The sequence below is a fragment of the Collinsella ureilytica genome (assembly GCF_019795105.1).
GTDB classification, from domain to species: domain Bacteria; phylum Actinomycetota; class Coriobacteriia; order Coriobacteriales; family Coriobacteriaceae; genus Collinsella; species Collinsella ureilytica.
Genome location: NZ_JAIMFO010000008.1, coordinates 48,634 through 63,252, shown reverse-complemented (window position 1 = coordinate 63,252; position 14,619 = coordinate 48,634). Strand labels below are relative to the sequence as shown.

At 54.0% G+C, this 14,619-nt stretch carries 9 protein-coding genes; 8 read left to right on the top strand and 1 reads right to left on the bottom strand.

Annotation, left to right across the window (positions count from 1 at the left end):
• Positions 1-137 precede the first annotated feature (137 nt).
• From K6V98_RS07335 to dltD, 8 genes are all read left to right on the top strand, one after another.
• Positions 138-440: a YerC/YecD family TrpR-related protein gene (locus tag K6V98_RS07335; protein WP_222199876.1), complete on the top strand. Its 303-nt coding sequence runs from the start codon at positions 138-140 to the stop codon at positions 438-440.
• A gap of 569 nt (positions 441-1,009) precedes the next feature.
• Entirely contained in the window at positions 1,010-4,000 is a 2,991-nt protein-coding gene (locus K6V98_RS07330; RefSeq protein ID WP_222199875.1) for a PD-(D/E)XK nuclease family protein, read from the top strand.
• Positions 3,997-7,842 carry a UvrD-helicase domain-containing protein gene (locus tag K6V98_RS07325; protein WP_306792834.1) on the top strand — a complete coding sequence of 1,282 codons (3,846 nt, stop codon included), beginning with the start codon at positions 3,997-3,999 and terminating at the stop codon, positions 7,840-7,842. Before K6V98_RS07330 ends, K6V98_RS07325 begins: the two co-directional genes overlap by 4 nt.
• A gap of 285 nt (positions 7,843-8,127) precedes the next feature.
• Positions 8,128-9,666 carry a D-alanine--poly(phosphoribitol) ligase subunit DltA gene (gene dltA, locus K6V98_RS07315; protein ID WP_222199874.1) on the top strand — a complete coding sequence of 513 codons (1,539 nt, stop codon included), beginning with the start codon at positions 8,128-8,130 and terminating at the stop codon, positions 9,664-9,666.
• 3 nt (positions 9,667-9,669) lie between these two features.
• The gene (dltB, locus tag K6V98_RS07310) at positions 9,670-10,884 is read left to right on the top strand and encodes a D-alanyl-lipoteichoic acid biosynthesis protein DltB (RefSeq protein ID WP_222199873.1); all 1,215 of its coding nucleotides are present in this window, start codon (positions 9,670-9,672) and stop codon (positions 10,882-10,884) included.
• Positions 10,877-11,122, top strand: coding sequence for a D-alanine--poly(phosphoribitol) ligase subunit DltC (gene dltC, locus K6V98_RS07305; RefSeq protein ID WP_222199872.1), 246 nt, complete (start codon positions 10,877-10,879; stop codon positions 11,120-11,122). The genes dltB and dltC overlap by 8 nt, the downstream gene beginning before the upstream one ends.
• The gene (locus tag K6V98_RS07300; RefSeq protein WP_222199871.1) at positions 11,119-11,319 is read left to right on the top strand and encodes a hypothetical protein; all 201 of its coding nucleotides are present in this window, start codon (positions 11,119-11,121) and stop codon (positions 11,317-11,319) included. Before dltC ends, K6V98_RS07300 begins: the two co-directional genes overlap by 4 nt.
• Before the next feature lie 9 nt (positions 11,320-11,328).
• Positions 11,329-12,594: a D-alanyl-lipoteichoic acid biosynthesis protein DltD gene (gene dltD / locus K6V98_RS07295; RefSeq protein ID WP_222199870.1), complete on the top strand. Its 1,266-nt coding sequence runs from the start codon at positions 11,329-11,331 to the stop codon at positions 12,592-12,594.
• Here dltD and K6V98_RS07290 read toward each other — a convergent pair.
• On the bottom strand, positions 12,543-14,618 hold the full coding sequence (locus tag K6V98_RS07290; protein WP_222199869.1) for a hypothetical protein: 2,076 nt from the start codon (positions 14,616-14,618) through the stop codon (positions 12,543-12,545). The genes dltD and K6V98_RS07290 overlap by 52 nt on opposite strands.
• Position 14,619: the final 1 nt, after the last annotated feature.

Genomic DNA, 14,619 nt, shown 5'->3' with positions numbered 1-14,619 from the left:
ATACGGAGTATTCCGCGCTGTATATTGAGGTCTGCAGCCTACTTTAGCCAGGTGGTGTGCTACACTTTTCAGCAAGAGCCACCACGTTTGACGTGGTTGTTGAGTCTATATTTCTCATGAGAGTTTGGCGGCTTTGTATGAACATCGATTCGATGTATGAGCGCGTCGACGTCCAGCAACTCGTTGACGCCTTTTTATTGCTGAAGACAAAAGATGACATTCAGGCGTTTCTTACCGACCTTTGCACACCGCGCGAGATCTGTGATTTTGCTCAGCGCCTCCAGGTAGCGAGATGCTTAGATGAGGGCGAGTCCTATGTAGAGGTTCAAACTGAGACTGGAGCCTCATCCACTACCGTAAGCCGGGTATCTAAGGCCTTAAACGGTTCTTGGGGCGGCTATCGGCGTGTTCTTGTTGAGTTGGAACAAGACCATCGGTAAGCCTAAACGCCAGCCTGCTTTGTAAAACGATAATTTCATTCGAGGCAAGGCCTTCGCTTTGCGTACGTTTTCAGCCGAAGCAAGGCTCTCGCTTTGCAAGGCAAGCCGTTCTAGAAAAAGTAATTTCATTCGAGGCAGGGTTCTTGCTTTGCAAGGCAAACCGCTCTAGAAAAAGGTAATTACAGCTGAGCCAAGGCCTTCGCTTGGTGTACGTTGCGTACGTTTCGGTGTCGTTAGGAGCATTTTTGCCCGCACTTCGCGCCAAATCGTTGTCTAGAGGACAATAAATGTACTAAATTAAACCCCCTCCGTTCTATTTTACGTGGCTGAAATGAGTGAGACAACATCTGTACACCGCCGCTCTTGCCTGGTGAGTCCCTTCCCTCATGTGGCCGAGATGCATGGGACACCATCTGCGCACCGCCGCCCTCGTCTGGTGAGCCCCCTTCCTAACCCGGTTGAAATGAGTGGGGTGATGTCAGTCGTAGTAAGGGTTGCGTGAGCATTTCCGCTTGGATGTCCACACGTCCGTGTAGGATAGTGAGCAGGCAGAACTTCAGGAGGAGCAGATGGCACATGTGATACGCCTTATCGAAGGGGGCGCAGAGCTTTCCGATCAAGAGCTTGAACTGGTCTCGAGTCATATTCAAGAGACTGGTCGTTGCAGTATGTTGCTGCCTACCTCAGCTGCGCGCGATTGCATACGTCGCTCTCTTGCCAAGGCTCGCGTTGGGCTTGGGGTTGAGGTGCTCGTGGCGAGCGCCTGGATTGATGCCGCATGGTCGCTTTTTGGAGATGGGCGCGTGCTCGTGGCTCCGATTGAGCGCCAGCTGCTCATGGACGAGGTGGCTTACGCACCTCGCCCGGGTGGCATCGAGCCGCTTCACGCCGACTTGGGCACGGTGCGTTTGCTGGGACGTATGGCAGCAAATCTTTTGCCCTACAGCTTGACGTCTGGGGGTACAAGCGGAGCCTATGGCGTGGTGAAGCGTCTCTTTCAGGATTACCAGACTGCACTTTCTGAGTGCGGGCTTATTGAAGAATCTGAGGCAGCGCATATCCTGGCCGAGCGCTTCAAGCATGAAGGCTTGCCCCCTTCGTTTAAGCGGGTCATTGTTCGCGACCCTGAGTCGATTCCTGCGTATCTCTTTGAACTCTTGATGGCTATTGCGCGTGAGGGAGAGCTCGTCTGGCTGCTCGATGCAGACCGAGCCGCTGCGCGAGAGGCGCTTATCCACGCCTCGACTGTAGCGGGGGTTCCTGCTCAGGTACAGGGCGAGTCCGCGTCTCACGCTACGCTTGCTCAAGCGGTTCGATCGTGCCCGCCTGAGTTTATAGAAATTGAAGGGCCGCATGCCGAGGCTCGTGTTTTGAGCGAGGAGATTGACAAGCTTGCTGCAAGCGGTGTGAGAGAGATTGTTGTAGTAGCTCCGGCTCCCGCAGAGCTCATGGAGGCGATGTCTGACCGTTTGGCGGTGCGCTCGATTGCGAGTTCTGCTAAAAAATCGATGCGCTTTGAGTGTACAGAGTGCGGGCGTATGCTTGCCGCCCTCGTTAACCTGGCAACTCGCTTAGATGCAGTTGAGACAGGAGAGGCTGAACCCGCAACGATTTGGCCAACTCCTGAGCTTGCCGATTGGGCTGCTTCACCACTTTCGGGAGCTTCAATACGTGCTGCTCGCCAGCTCGATAAGACGCTTCGCTCCAAGCGATCGCTGCAACCGGCTGCCCTGATGAGTCTGTTGCAAAGCACGCAGAGCCGCCTTGAGAATGAGCGTAAGCGAGGGCAATGCCCGCACTACCTGGCTGAGGTACCCGTTGTTGTATCAGATGTTTTTGCGCTCATTCGCTCTAGGCGATTGGTGGCGGCTTTGCGCCTGATGTTGCAGGTTGCTCAGGCTCTGCCAGCCTCAGCATTTGGAACCCAAGATGGCTCTTGTCGCAAACTCATAGAGATCACCGCAATCACGCGTGCCCTTGAGGTGCTCGGAGATATTGCTCCCCAGATTGGAGCGAGCCAGCAGGCTGCGGTTCGATCCCTCAATGGGCTTGGTATCAGTTCGGAAGGCGAGGTGTGCCCGAGTGACGCCCGCGCTCATGTGCGCTTCATGCGCATGAGCGAGGCTGCAGCCCTGCCAGTCGGATCGGTCGACGCTCTCATATCTGCTGATATGAATATCGATTCCTACTCGCTTGCGCGTGATGAAAGTCCATGTACAACCTATGCTCAGATGCTTGGCGTCCCTACGCTTGAGTTTGAGCGGATTGCCTGCATGAGAAGTCAAATGGCACGTGTGGTAGCAGCGCCTACACGGCCTGCCATGCTGGTACGAGTTACCCATACGGGACAGGCGCGCCCTGCCTATCCTGCAGCAATTTGGACAGAGATTGTTAGTGCTGCAGAGGCATCTGCTTTGGAAATCAAAACCAAATCAGTGGGTGAAGGCGAGTTGGTTTGCGATTTTGATCCCGCAGGTGGAGCCAAGCTCCGTACCGCTGACGTTGCCTGTGAGGCTCCACTTCATCTCAGTGCTTCAGCTATTCCATATCTGGTAGTAAAAAAGGCAGGAGTCGGGGGATCACCAGGTCCTGCGCGGCCACTTTCAGCTTCTCAAATCGAGTCATATGTGTCTTGCCCGCTTTGCTGGTTTGTGTCAAACCGCATCCGCCCGGCAGGAATTGATGCGGGCTTTGGTGCCATGGAAAAGGGCAATTTTGTTCATGATGTGCTCTATCACTTCCAAGTGGCAGTGTCTGAGTGGCCGCAAAAACGGGTGACTCAGGCAAATCTCGATGAAGCCTTGAAGCTTTTGAGAGAAACCTTTCATCAGGTGAGGCTTGAGCATGAGCGAGGTAAGACCGCTTCAAGCGCGGCACTCATTCCTCTCTCTACGGCTGAGCGACTTGAGGTCGATGCGATCTTACCTGAGCTTGAGCGCGTGGTGCGCTATGAGTCGGCGGCACTGGCTCCGTTTATCCCGCGCTATCTTGAGTTTTCTTTTAATGATCTCTCCATCACCTATGCTGGCAGGTCGCTTGGCGGCAGGATTGACCGGGTTGATGTTGATCCGTCAGGTAGGGCAGTTGTTATTGATTACAAGCATCGAGCGCATCCCGCCCAATTTAAGCTGCTCGATCCCACAGTTGCTCGAGGAAGAGGCAAGGTTGTTGCTGCAGATGATCCCAACTGGCTACCCGAGCATACCCAAACGCTGATTTATGCCCAAGCGCTTCGCCGAGCAGGGCTTGGGCTTACTCCTCGCGGCGCGCTGTATCTGACAACTAAGGGGGCACGTCCGGGCTTTGCGGGAGCCGTCGATGCTGTCCTGGTTGAGCAAGAGCCTAATGACGGGCATGTGCCGGGTGTGACCTCTGGTTTTCCTGACGAGGCGGCGGGTGGCACCTTGACCTTTGAGGATCTACTTGACCGGGTAGAGGCAGGTATTGCACAAAGATTGGATGAGCTTGAAGCGGGTGTCATTGAACCGGCACCTGAGCCGCGTCCCTTCTGTGTACACATGCATCCCTTTGGCTTTACCAGAAGAAATGAGCTTTCATGAATCTCGCCTCGCTGATGGAACAGCAAAAAGAAATTGTCACCACCCTCGATCGACCACTCTTTGTTGCAGCTGGTGCAGGTTCTGGTAAGACATTTACACTTACGCGCAGGATCTTATGGGCGCTTTCCGCTGAGTCTGGCCCGTTCGCCACCAGCCTCGATGAGATCTTGGCTATTACCTTTACGCGCGATGCAGCAGAAGAGATTCGCGAGCGCGTGCGAGCTGCGCTCATTGCAGAGGGCATGACAGAGGCCGCACTCGCGGTTGATGATGCGTGGATTTCTACCATACATGGCATGTGCGCGCGGATTTTGCGCGCTCACGCCCTCGAGCTTGGCCTTGATCCTGAGTTTCAGGTGCTGACCGAAGATGGAGACCTGCGAAATCAAGCGGTTGATCTGGTGCTCGCGCAAAAGAAGGAAACCATTTCTGAGCTTCTCTCCTGGATGCCTCTTGCGTCAGAAGGCCCCTCGCGAAGTACGACGGTGAAAGATCTTGTGGCGCGTTTGCTTGATCTTGAGAGTAGTGCTCGTGATGGGTTTGCTGGGCTTGAGGTCGTACCTGGCTCAATTGATTTTTCGCATGTTATTGCGAGCCTGCGCGATCTAGCAGCTCATGGAGCTGCGGCTGGTGTAAAAATTGCGGATCGCTCGCTTCAGGCAATCGATGCCTTTTTATCAAGCGATCAAACGCCAGCAGATCTTGCAGCTTGTCTTGTGGCCTGCGCTACGCTCCCACGCGCATCAAAGGGATTTCCGACCGAAGAGATTCATCGGTTGCGCGCTGAGCTAGCAGATGCCTTTGTAAATGCAGAGCTCGCTGTTGGTGGACCTGCCATAGCTGAGCTTTTAGATCTCGCTCAAGAGGCTCTTAAGACCTATCGCAGGCTCAAGCAAGATGAATCCTACCTTGATAACGATGATCTCTTGCGTCTTACCTATCAAGCACTGAGAGACAGGCCAGAAATTCGGCGTGTCTATGAGGGCCGATTCAAGCTCGTTATGATTGACGAGTTTCAGGACACCGATCAACAACAGGTTGATCTCATCTCCTGTTTGGCGGGAGCCGATGGGCGAGCGCTGTGTACGGTTGGTGATGCTCAGCAGTCAATTTATCGCTTCCGAGGTGCTGAGGTTGAGGTGTTTCGCCGCCAACTGAGCCAGATCCAAGCTGCAAGTACGGCGAGCGAGGCCTCGGTGGTGCAGCTTGTAAAAAACTTCAGAAGCCACGCAGAGATTCTCGAATTCGTAGCCCAGGTCTTTGGAGGAAAGACTGGTCTGATGCCAGGCTTTTTAGATCTTGAGCCTCATCAAGATCGTCATGATGGCTTGGTTGCCCAAGGTACATCTCGTCGTAAGGCCTTTTTGGTTGCTGGCGGTACCGGTGAGGAGCGTACCGCCATGGTTGCCGTGAGAATTGCAAAGCACTTTCGAGATCTCGCCGATGCAGGACAAGATGTTGGCGGCATGGTGGTGCTTCTGGGGCGTATGAGCAAAGCGGATATTTACGCAGATGCTATTCGCGCTCAAGACCTTCCCTGTGTGATCTCAGGAGGCTCAGTATTTGCTTCTCGCCCTGAAGTCAAAGCAATTCGAGCGCTTTTGCAAACCTTAGCGAATCCGGCAGATGCGGCTGAGGGCTTATCTGTCGTACTTCCTTCACCACTCTTTTCTTTGGGAGCTCAAGAGCTATTAGCGCTTGCGACGCGGGTAGATACTGAAACCGGTGAGATCGCCCGCAGAAATCTTGACGCGGGTCTGTTCTCTGATGAGGATGGCTCGGGCTTTGGCGAGCTTCCGCTGCTGGTTCGAGCGCGTGAGATCTTGCGGCGAGCGTTGAGCCGTGTTGGCCGCGATCCGCTATCGGTGATTGTTCGTGATGTGGTCAATGAGTCTGGCTGGTTTGAGCGGCTCGCACGTACCGGCGCGGAGGGTAGCGCTGTTGCGGCCAATATTTTGAAAGCCATCGATCAGATGGAAGAGGCAGAGCGCGAGTGCGGGCGCTCACCTCGAGCGCTAGCTCGTGCGTTTGATCTGCTCTTGCAAGGCAAGCAAGCTCCTGGTGCCCTAAATGAGCAGGGGAGTGCAGCGGTGAGAATTATGACGGTTCATGCCAGCAAGGGCTTGGAGTTTCCAGTTGTTGCGGTAGCTGAGTGCTTTAGCATCCGTTCGTCGTCGAGCCGTATGCAAACGCAGCGCACATCACGCGGTGCCCGCATTGCCCTTATCCCACAGCGTTTTGATGATGTGGTAGCCCCCGATGGCAGCTGGATTGGGGGAGATGAGATCAAGCGGAGGTTCGACAAGCTCATCTCAAGTTCGGACGCGTGGTTAAGCCCTGAGCTTGCAGAAGAGGTATGCGCGAGCGATTCTGCTGCTGGTGCGTGGGTAGCAATGCGTGAGCACGATCGCGTTTTGGAGCTCGAAGAGCGTGCACGCCTGCTCTACGTAGCTATGACGCGAGCCCGTGAGGTTTGTATTCTTGCAATGGAAGCTCAGGTGAGTTGCTCTGCTCAGCGCAAGCTCAAGCTTGATGCAGCTTCTGATCTTACTCAGGCGGTGCTTGAGCAAATCCTGCCAAAGACACCAACGGGGGTAGACCTTGGTGCCGATCGGTTGGTTTTTGACAATTCGGTCTCGGGTGACTTTGAGCTTTTAGCTTTTAGCGACTTTTCATATGGGGGTCAGCAGATTCAGGCCAATGTGATTCCAATCTCGCTCGAAGATCTGAGAGAGGTTACCGATGCGCTACCAGCTCAGTCTCTCTCATCTTCTCAAGCAGGAGAGACGAGCTTGAGCGCCGAGCCGTTCGTAGCGAAAAGATGTGATAGCGCGCCTGATAGTTTCTTGCTTGCATGGCCATGTGATGCTGCCCATCCCCGGATACCTGCTAAAAGAGTGCGTGAATCGTATAGCTATTCGTCAATTTCTAAGGCGTTAGGAGCCGCCCTTGAAGATCGAGAGCTCGGTGCGCTGGACATGAGCGTGCCAGACGCTGAGTCCGTTGACGGTCGAGCTTCGAGTGAGTCTAACCCGGCACTCATTGATCTTGTAGAGGTGTGGCCTCAAGAGCGTGAGTCTCAGGGCATGTCTGCCTCATCGGTGGGCACCTCTCATAGCTCTCTCGGCATGTCTGCCTCATCGGTGGGTACCTCTCATATCCCGGGAGGCTTGTTTGGTGATTTTGCTCAGAGCCAAGGCCTACCTGGGCAACCGGCAGGCTCGAGTTCATCCAAGCACCTTACCGCTCCATCTAAGCACGTGCAGGATATGAACCGTGTCCCGAGCAGCTCAGGAGCACAAGACCTTGGCGCGCGCCAGGGAAATCCAGTTGCTCTGGGTTCAGCCTTTCATGCGGCGGCTCAATGGATGCTTGAGATGGAATGTGATCAGGTGCCAGCTGACCGCCTGGACGCTCTTTCTCGTCTCTGGCGTATCACGCCCGAGCAACGGGAGCGCTTAGAGCATGCCCTTGTACTTTGGAGCGGCTCTTCTGTGCGAGCTGAAGCCCTGGCATGGCCATGTGTTCGCGCCGAGGTGCCCTTCTTTAGCCTTGGAGCCACTGAGCTTGCAGCGTATGGAACTTGGGCAGAAGGAGCCATCGATCTGTTGGCTACCGATCCTGATGATCCGCGCCGCGCTCTGGTGATTGACTATAAAACCGGAGGCTCGCTTGAAGAAACGCCTGATGAGTTGCAGCAGAAGCACCTTTTGCAGGCAAAGGTCTATGCCGATGTGCTGAAACGTGCGGGTTGGAACCAGATTGATCTCAAGTTTGTTCGCGTAGAGCTGGAAGATCCTGATCTCCCGGGTGAGCCGCAGGTCGTTTCCTATCGGATGTGACATTCCCAGCCTTGCCAAAGACAGTGCTACGCCTGCTGATGTGGCGTTGCGCAGCGCGCGGAGGCACCGGAGCCCATCTTCTTTTTGATGTTCACGCGAGCGAAGGCGGGGGAGGGTTGATCGTGTGCGCCTTTCTTGTTTGTTGCGGCGGTAAGCATTGAGGATGGAGGGGCATTTGTGTGGGTGATCTTACGCTTACGTAATCAATGAGATTGCCCTTTTTTTCCTGCAGAAGAATGCTAGAGTTCTCTCCCAGTAATCTTCGTTTGGCGAGGAGGAAGGCATATGCATCTTCTCGATCTTATTTGCGCTCGTGCAACCGATGCGCCCGAGGCGTGCGTTCATCGCGGTCCAGCGGGTGAGGAGATGAGCTATGGTGAGCTCTGGGCTCGTTCTGGCTCGCTTGCCGCGTGGCTACAGGCGGAAGATCGCACCGGCGATCCGGTCATGGCGTATGGCCATAAGTCTTCCTCAATGCTCGTTTCATTTGTTGCTTGCATGCGTGCGGGCAGACCCTATGTCCCGATTGATCTCTATTCCGTTCCCCATGGAAGAACAGCCGCCATTGCCGCCCAGCTTGGCATGCCTACTGTGCTCGCCTGTACTCCATTTCCGCACTCAGCACGCAAATCGGTAGGTACAGTGGCAGATGCTCAGATGATCGAAGAGCTCGCGTCGTCGGGTCAAACGCCCGATCCTCAGCTTGCCATTGCTGGAGAGGATCTCTGCTATATCCTTTTCACCTCAGGCTCAACTGGAGCACCAAAAGGCGTTGAGGTAACGGCTCAGTGCGTCGATAATTTTGCTGCTTGGGACATTGAGTTGGCAGATGCGAAGGGAACCCCTCCAACCTATCTTGATCAGCCACCCTTCTCCTTTGATCTTTCGGTTTTTGAGCTTGCGGGTGCGCTTGCACAAGGCGGCACCTTGGTCAGTATTGATCATGAGACGCAAGCCGATATGGCACGCCTTATGGCTGCTCTTGCAGCATCTGAGATTGATATTTGGGTCTCAACGCCTTCATTTGCAGATTTTTGCCTCTCTGCTGAAGAGTTTTCTGACACCTTGTTGCCCAAGCTCAAGTTGTTCTTGTTCTGCGGAGAGACGCTTCCCAGAAGAACGGTATTGCGCTTACAGGAGCGCTTTGGCTCTGCGCGCATTGTGAATACCTATGGCCCTACCGAGTCGACCGTGGCGGTTAGTGCCGTCGAGATTACCGAGGAAATGGCTTCCTTAGATAAGCCCTTGCCGGTTGGCCTGCCACGAGCTGGTACGCGCCTTCGCATTGTGGATGAGGATGGAAACGACCTGGATGCTGGTACCTGCGGCGAGGTCATCATTGAAGGCGATACCGTAGCTCGGGGGTATCGTGGTCGACCGGATGTAACAAGGCGCTCCTTTGGTGTGGCGCTCATGGACGGAAAGCAGGTGCGTACCTATCGTACGGGAGACGAGGGCTTTTTAGACGAGGCCGGTATGCTTCACTATCGCGGTCGGCTTGATTTGCAAGTCAAGCTCAATGGTTTTCGAATCGAACTTGGCGAGATTGAAGAGGCACTGCGCAGGCTTTCTGGAGTAGATGCCGCAGCTGTTGTGGCTCCCATGCGCGAGGGCAAGGTAAGCCACCTTGTGGCTCATGTGGTGTATACGGGAGATCGCGTGCCAAACGAGTCAGATTTTCGCCTTGGCTTGAGACTCAAAGAGGCTCTTAAGGCTTCGCTTCCGCATTATATGATCCCGCGAAGAATTGTGATCTGCCCGGCGCTGCCCATGACCGGCAATGGCAAGGTTGATCGGCGTGCCCTTTTGGAAGCTGCGCGGTAGGCCATGGGTTTTTATACCGCTCCATCGTTTTTTCTGGCGCTTGCCATCATCATTGTTGGCGCTGCGATCCTCGGGCTTGCTCAAAAGAGCTTGAAAGTCTATCGAGTTGTTGCATCCCTTGTTATGCTGGCTTGCCTGTATTCAAGCTCGCTCCAAGCACTCGGAGCCTTCTGTCTCTTTCTTATGATTTCATGCGCCTGCTTTATTGTCGTTCGCTCATCGTGGGTTCACGGAAAAAAGAGTTTGGCGCTGTATCGCGTGTGTTTGGCAGCAACAATTGCCCCTCTGGTGATCTATAAGATAAGCGTGGTCACAGGCCCTGGCATCTTAGGGTTTATTGGTATTTCGTACCTCACCTTCCGCGCTGTTCAAGCGCTCATTGAGATCCGAGATGGCCTTATTACAGAAGAGTTTGACCTTGTTTCCTATCTTTCGTACATGATCTTTTTCCCCACGATTACCTCAGGTCCTATTGATCGCTCACGCCGGTTTTTTGAAGATGATCAGGCGCGTACATCTCGGCGTGACTATCTAGATCTTTTAACCAAAGGCATTCTGCTGCTGCTCATAGGAGCGGTCATGCAGCTGGTCATTGCCACCGTACTAACTAATCTCAACCGTGTGGCTCCCGATGCAGGTCTTCCGAATATGGGAACCTTCGATCTGCCTCATGGACTTCGGGGCATCTTGCGAGCCTATGTGTATGCCCTTTATCTCTTCTTTGATTTTGCAGGCTATTCGTATATGGCAATGGGCGCGAGTTATTGCTTAGGTATACGAACGCCTCAGAATTTTCGCGCCCCCTTCATCGCAGTTGATATCAAAGACTTTTGGAATCGCTGGCATATTACGCTTTCAACCTGGTTGCGCGATTTTGTATTCATGCGCTTTGTGCGCTTCTCCACCAAGCGTCACCTCTTTAAGAGCCGCCTTGCGTGTGCTTGTTCGGGCTATGTGGTCAATATGACACTTATGGGAGCCTGGCATGGTCTTACGCTCAGCTACCTTGCCTATGGCATCTATCACGGCATCTTGCTTGCGGTATGCGAGATCTACCAAAAGCGCTCTCAGTTCCACAAGCGCCACCGCCGCAAGCGTTGGTACACCGTACTTTCATGGTTTATCACCTTAAACTTGGTGGTCTTTGGGTTTGCCCTGTTTTCTGGTCAGGTGCAAACAATCATGGTCAACCTTATGAAGGGAGCAGTACATGGATGAGCAAGAACTTGAGGAGCAGGTACTCGATATGCTCGAGAGCATCTGTGATGACGAGGCGGTTCGCGAAGAGCGCGACATCGACCTGTTTGATGCCGGCCTGCTTGACTCGATGGCAGCCATTGAGGTGCTCGTAGAGATCGAGGAGCGCTTTGGTGTCGATATTGCGCCTACGGCTGTTGAGCGTGAAGAGATGAATACGGTGAATCGAATCATTCACCAGATTGCGATTCGTCTATGACCACGTCTGAGCAAAAAGGCCCGGCTCAAGGCATTGCAGAGGCTCAGCAGCTGATGCGCTCCTGGTTTTTTGGCGGGAGTTGGTCTGCTGCCCTTGCGTGGGCAGTCCTCGTGGTGAGCCTCATTACAGTGCTGGCGTGGTTCTTTATTGCTTCTCCGTACGGAGCTCCAGCGGCTCCGGTGTACGCGGAATTCTAGGAGGCAGGTGTGGATCGGACAGAAGCATTAGCGCCGATGTATCGGCGTGCTGCTCTTGTTGGTTTGGCGCTGGTACTTGGCGCAAGCGGCATTGCTGCTTTTGGAGCTCACGCGAAGGCTGAGGCCTCAGAGCCAGCGCCGGTCATCGTTACCTATCCGGTGGCCACACAGCTCACGAATTTTGATTTCATCACTCAGAGCTTAGCGAACCGACGTGCGCGTGGTGAGCATCCCAAGCTACTCTTTGGATCCTCTGAGCTCGCTCCCGATCTGGCAGGTCCTGCACACCCTGCACGCCTGTTCACCAATGGACGCTATGACATTGACGTTGCCGTTATGGGGCGTGCGGGTACGGCAGATCTCTGGAGCGCTATCGAAATGGGAGCCTTAGCTCCACAGCTCGACGATAAGCGCCTCGTTTTTGTGGTGAGCCTGCAGTGGTTTATGTCGTATCGAAATCCCAAGTCTGAGTTCCCTGGTCTGTTTTCTGAGGGAGCCTATCATGCGTTTATGGATAACCCCGATATTTCCCAGAGCTTAAAAGAGCGAATTACCAGCCGTATGGCTGAGTATGGAGTGGATCGGCGAGCAGGTTCAACTCCTGTGGGGGCGTGGGTTGAGCGCATAGATGGAAACGCCAGCAATTTGCTGGCAGATTTGAGACAGGCGACGGATACCAATTTAGCTACGGCACCTGGAGCGCAGACGCTGCCTGTACAAGCAAGCGGCGCTGAGGCAAGCCCAGAGAGCCTTGAGGCACAGCCAATAACGCAAACTGGAGACCCGGATTGGCCAGCAATCTTTGATCGAGCTGAGGCAGATGCTAAGGCTCGGTCAGCAAATAATAGCCTGGGTTTTTATGACACCTGGTATCAGAAGAAGTTCAAGACCTGGGAGCGGGGAGCTAAGGACAGCTGGCAAAAATTTGGAGATGGATCGTATCTGAGTGAGCAGGAATTTGAAGACTTTGGCATGCTGCTCGAGGTCTGCCGCGAAGCTCATATCAAGCCGTTAATTCTGATCCAGCCGGTTAAGGGTGCTGCCTACGACCAGACAATCTATACCGCTCAGGTGCGCAAAGAGTACTACGACCGGATCCGCGCCATGTGTGGACAGGCGCAGGTTCCGGTCGCAGACTTTTCTGATCACGAATATGATCGCTTCTTTTTACGCGATTATTCGCATCCTTCAGACTTAGGCGGAGCCTATTATGCTCACGCGATTTACGCGTGGTTCACCACAGGAGAGGCAGATACCTCACGTCCAGGTGCTTGAGGGGTAGCTGCTTGATCTGAGCCTTGAGGGCTGCTTGCGGGGGCTTCAGGCGCGCTCGTAGAGCCTGTCTGACCTGCTTGCGTGGAAGCATTCGTTTCTGCCTGCGTGCCCGTTTGAGCGCTCGTGGTTCCCGATTCGCTCTGGTTCGTTGGCGTGGACGTGTTCACGCTTCCAGTATGTTGCGATTGCGTGCCGTGGTTCTGGTGCTCGCTTTCGGCCTTGTCCGCTTCATCCTCTGGAGCATCGTCGTCATCGGTTTGCTCAGGCATGCGGAAGGGCAGGGTCTCTCCGTTGATGACCACGGTGCGATCCTCACGGAATACGATGGTATTTAACGGAGCAGCAGGAAGTTCAAGCAAGATCTCCTCAAACTCATCGGTCGTGATTCCATATTTTTTGCTCCAGGTGGCAATGATCTCATCATCGGTCATAGTGGGATTCACGATAGAGCCTGTGGTCAGCACCGTGACACCCGGGAAGTTGCTTGAAGGATCAGTGCGGCTGATGCGCGTGCTGCCATCGCTAAAGTAAATCGTCCAGGTTTCCTGCTTGGTATCGTGGATGATGCGGAGTGCTTTGCGGGTCTCGCTTGGAGCCTCTTCAAACTCACCAAGGTCTTTCTGGTCACCTTGGGCATCGTGGCCCCAACCCTCTTTTTTAGGACGCGCCTCGGGATGGCGAACAAGGTATTTGAGAGTTGCCACAATCTCTCGGGCAGAGTGGTTACCGAAGGACTCGGGGAAGAGCTTGCAGGCCTGAATGAGGGACTCAATCGAGATATTGTGATAGTGATCAAGGTGGGGCACGATGAACTTGTTGGCTGTCTTGTTAAAGCCAATGGTGTAAATCACGCCACCATAGGTAATCTGGTCGAGCGGTACCACCAGGCCTTCTTTGATCTCATCATAGGTAAAGAGCTCATCGGCACCGGGGCGCTCAAGATGTTTACCTGCCAGAGGATCGTACTCTCCGATAGGAATACCGGGATAGAGCGTGCTCGGATTGGTATGGGTAACAAGCTCAGTACCATCGGCCAAAATGAGGTGCCAGTGATCCTCATGGTGCAAGATTTTCACCACACGCTTGGGATCGTTGGGATTTTGGCTCGGCGTGGGATTGGTGTTCGGCTTGGACTCAGAACCAGGCGTGGGTGCAGCATCAGGCTTGGCATCAGAGCCAGGTTTTCCGGGTTGTGGATCAGGTGCGGGAGGACGCGGTGTGGAGTGATCACCCGTATAGGTACCAATGGTAATGTTGGGAAATGCGCTCGAAGGATCATCATAGGTAATGTACTCGGTGCCATCAGAGGTATAGGCGTGGTAGTGATCGGCGTGCTGTAAGATGCGCACAATGGCCAGGTTTTTGAGGTCTGCGAGGCGAACTACCTTTACAAATGAGAGACCAGGAAGTGCTGGTGCAGGCTCATCTGAGGGTGTGGCTGGATGTTCGTGCCAAGAGCTTCCCGGTTGAGCAGGAGCAGGAGCGCTCTCTGGTTCTGTCCAGGATGCAGTCGATACCGTCGTTTTGTGTGATCCCGTATAGGTGCCGATGGCAATGCCGGGAAATGCTGCCGAAGGGTCTGAGTAGGTAATGAACTCCCGTCCATCGGCAGTGTAGACATGGTAGTGGTCTCCGTGTTTTAAGATGCGCACGACATCGGTGCCACGCATATGCTTGAGGGAGTCTGCAGAAACAACCTTAGCGGTATGCTTCAGATCGGTAGCATTGGACGCTAACGAGGGATCGCTGTAGGTAATGATCTCGCGGCCATCTTTGGTAAAGACATGCCAGTGATCGCCATGCTTTACGACCTTTACAATCTCATCGGAGTTTACTTCCGCATCAAGTAAGACATCGGTTGTGTCGTCCTGTTTGTACGAGACCTTTTTGCTCTCGGTGCGGGCGGCTTCAGTCCGAGCAATCTCGGGTGCAGGACCTTGGCCAAAGGTGCGAACAACAGCAACCGATCCGGCTGCAATACCAATAACAAGAGCACCAACAATGATGGTCTTTTGTGATTTCATA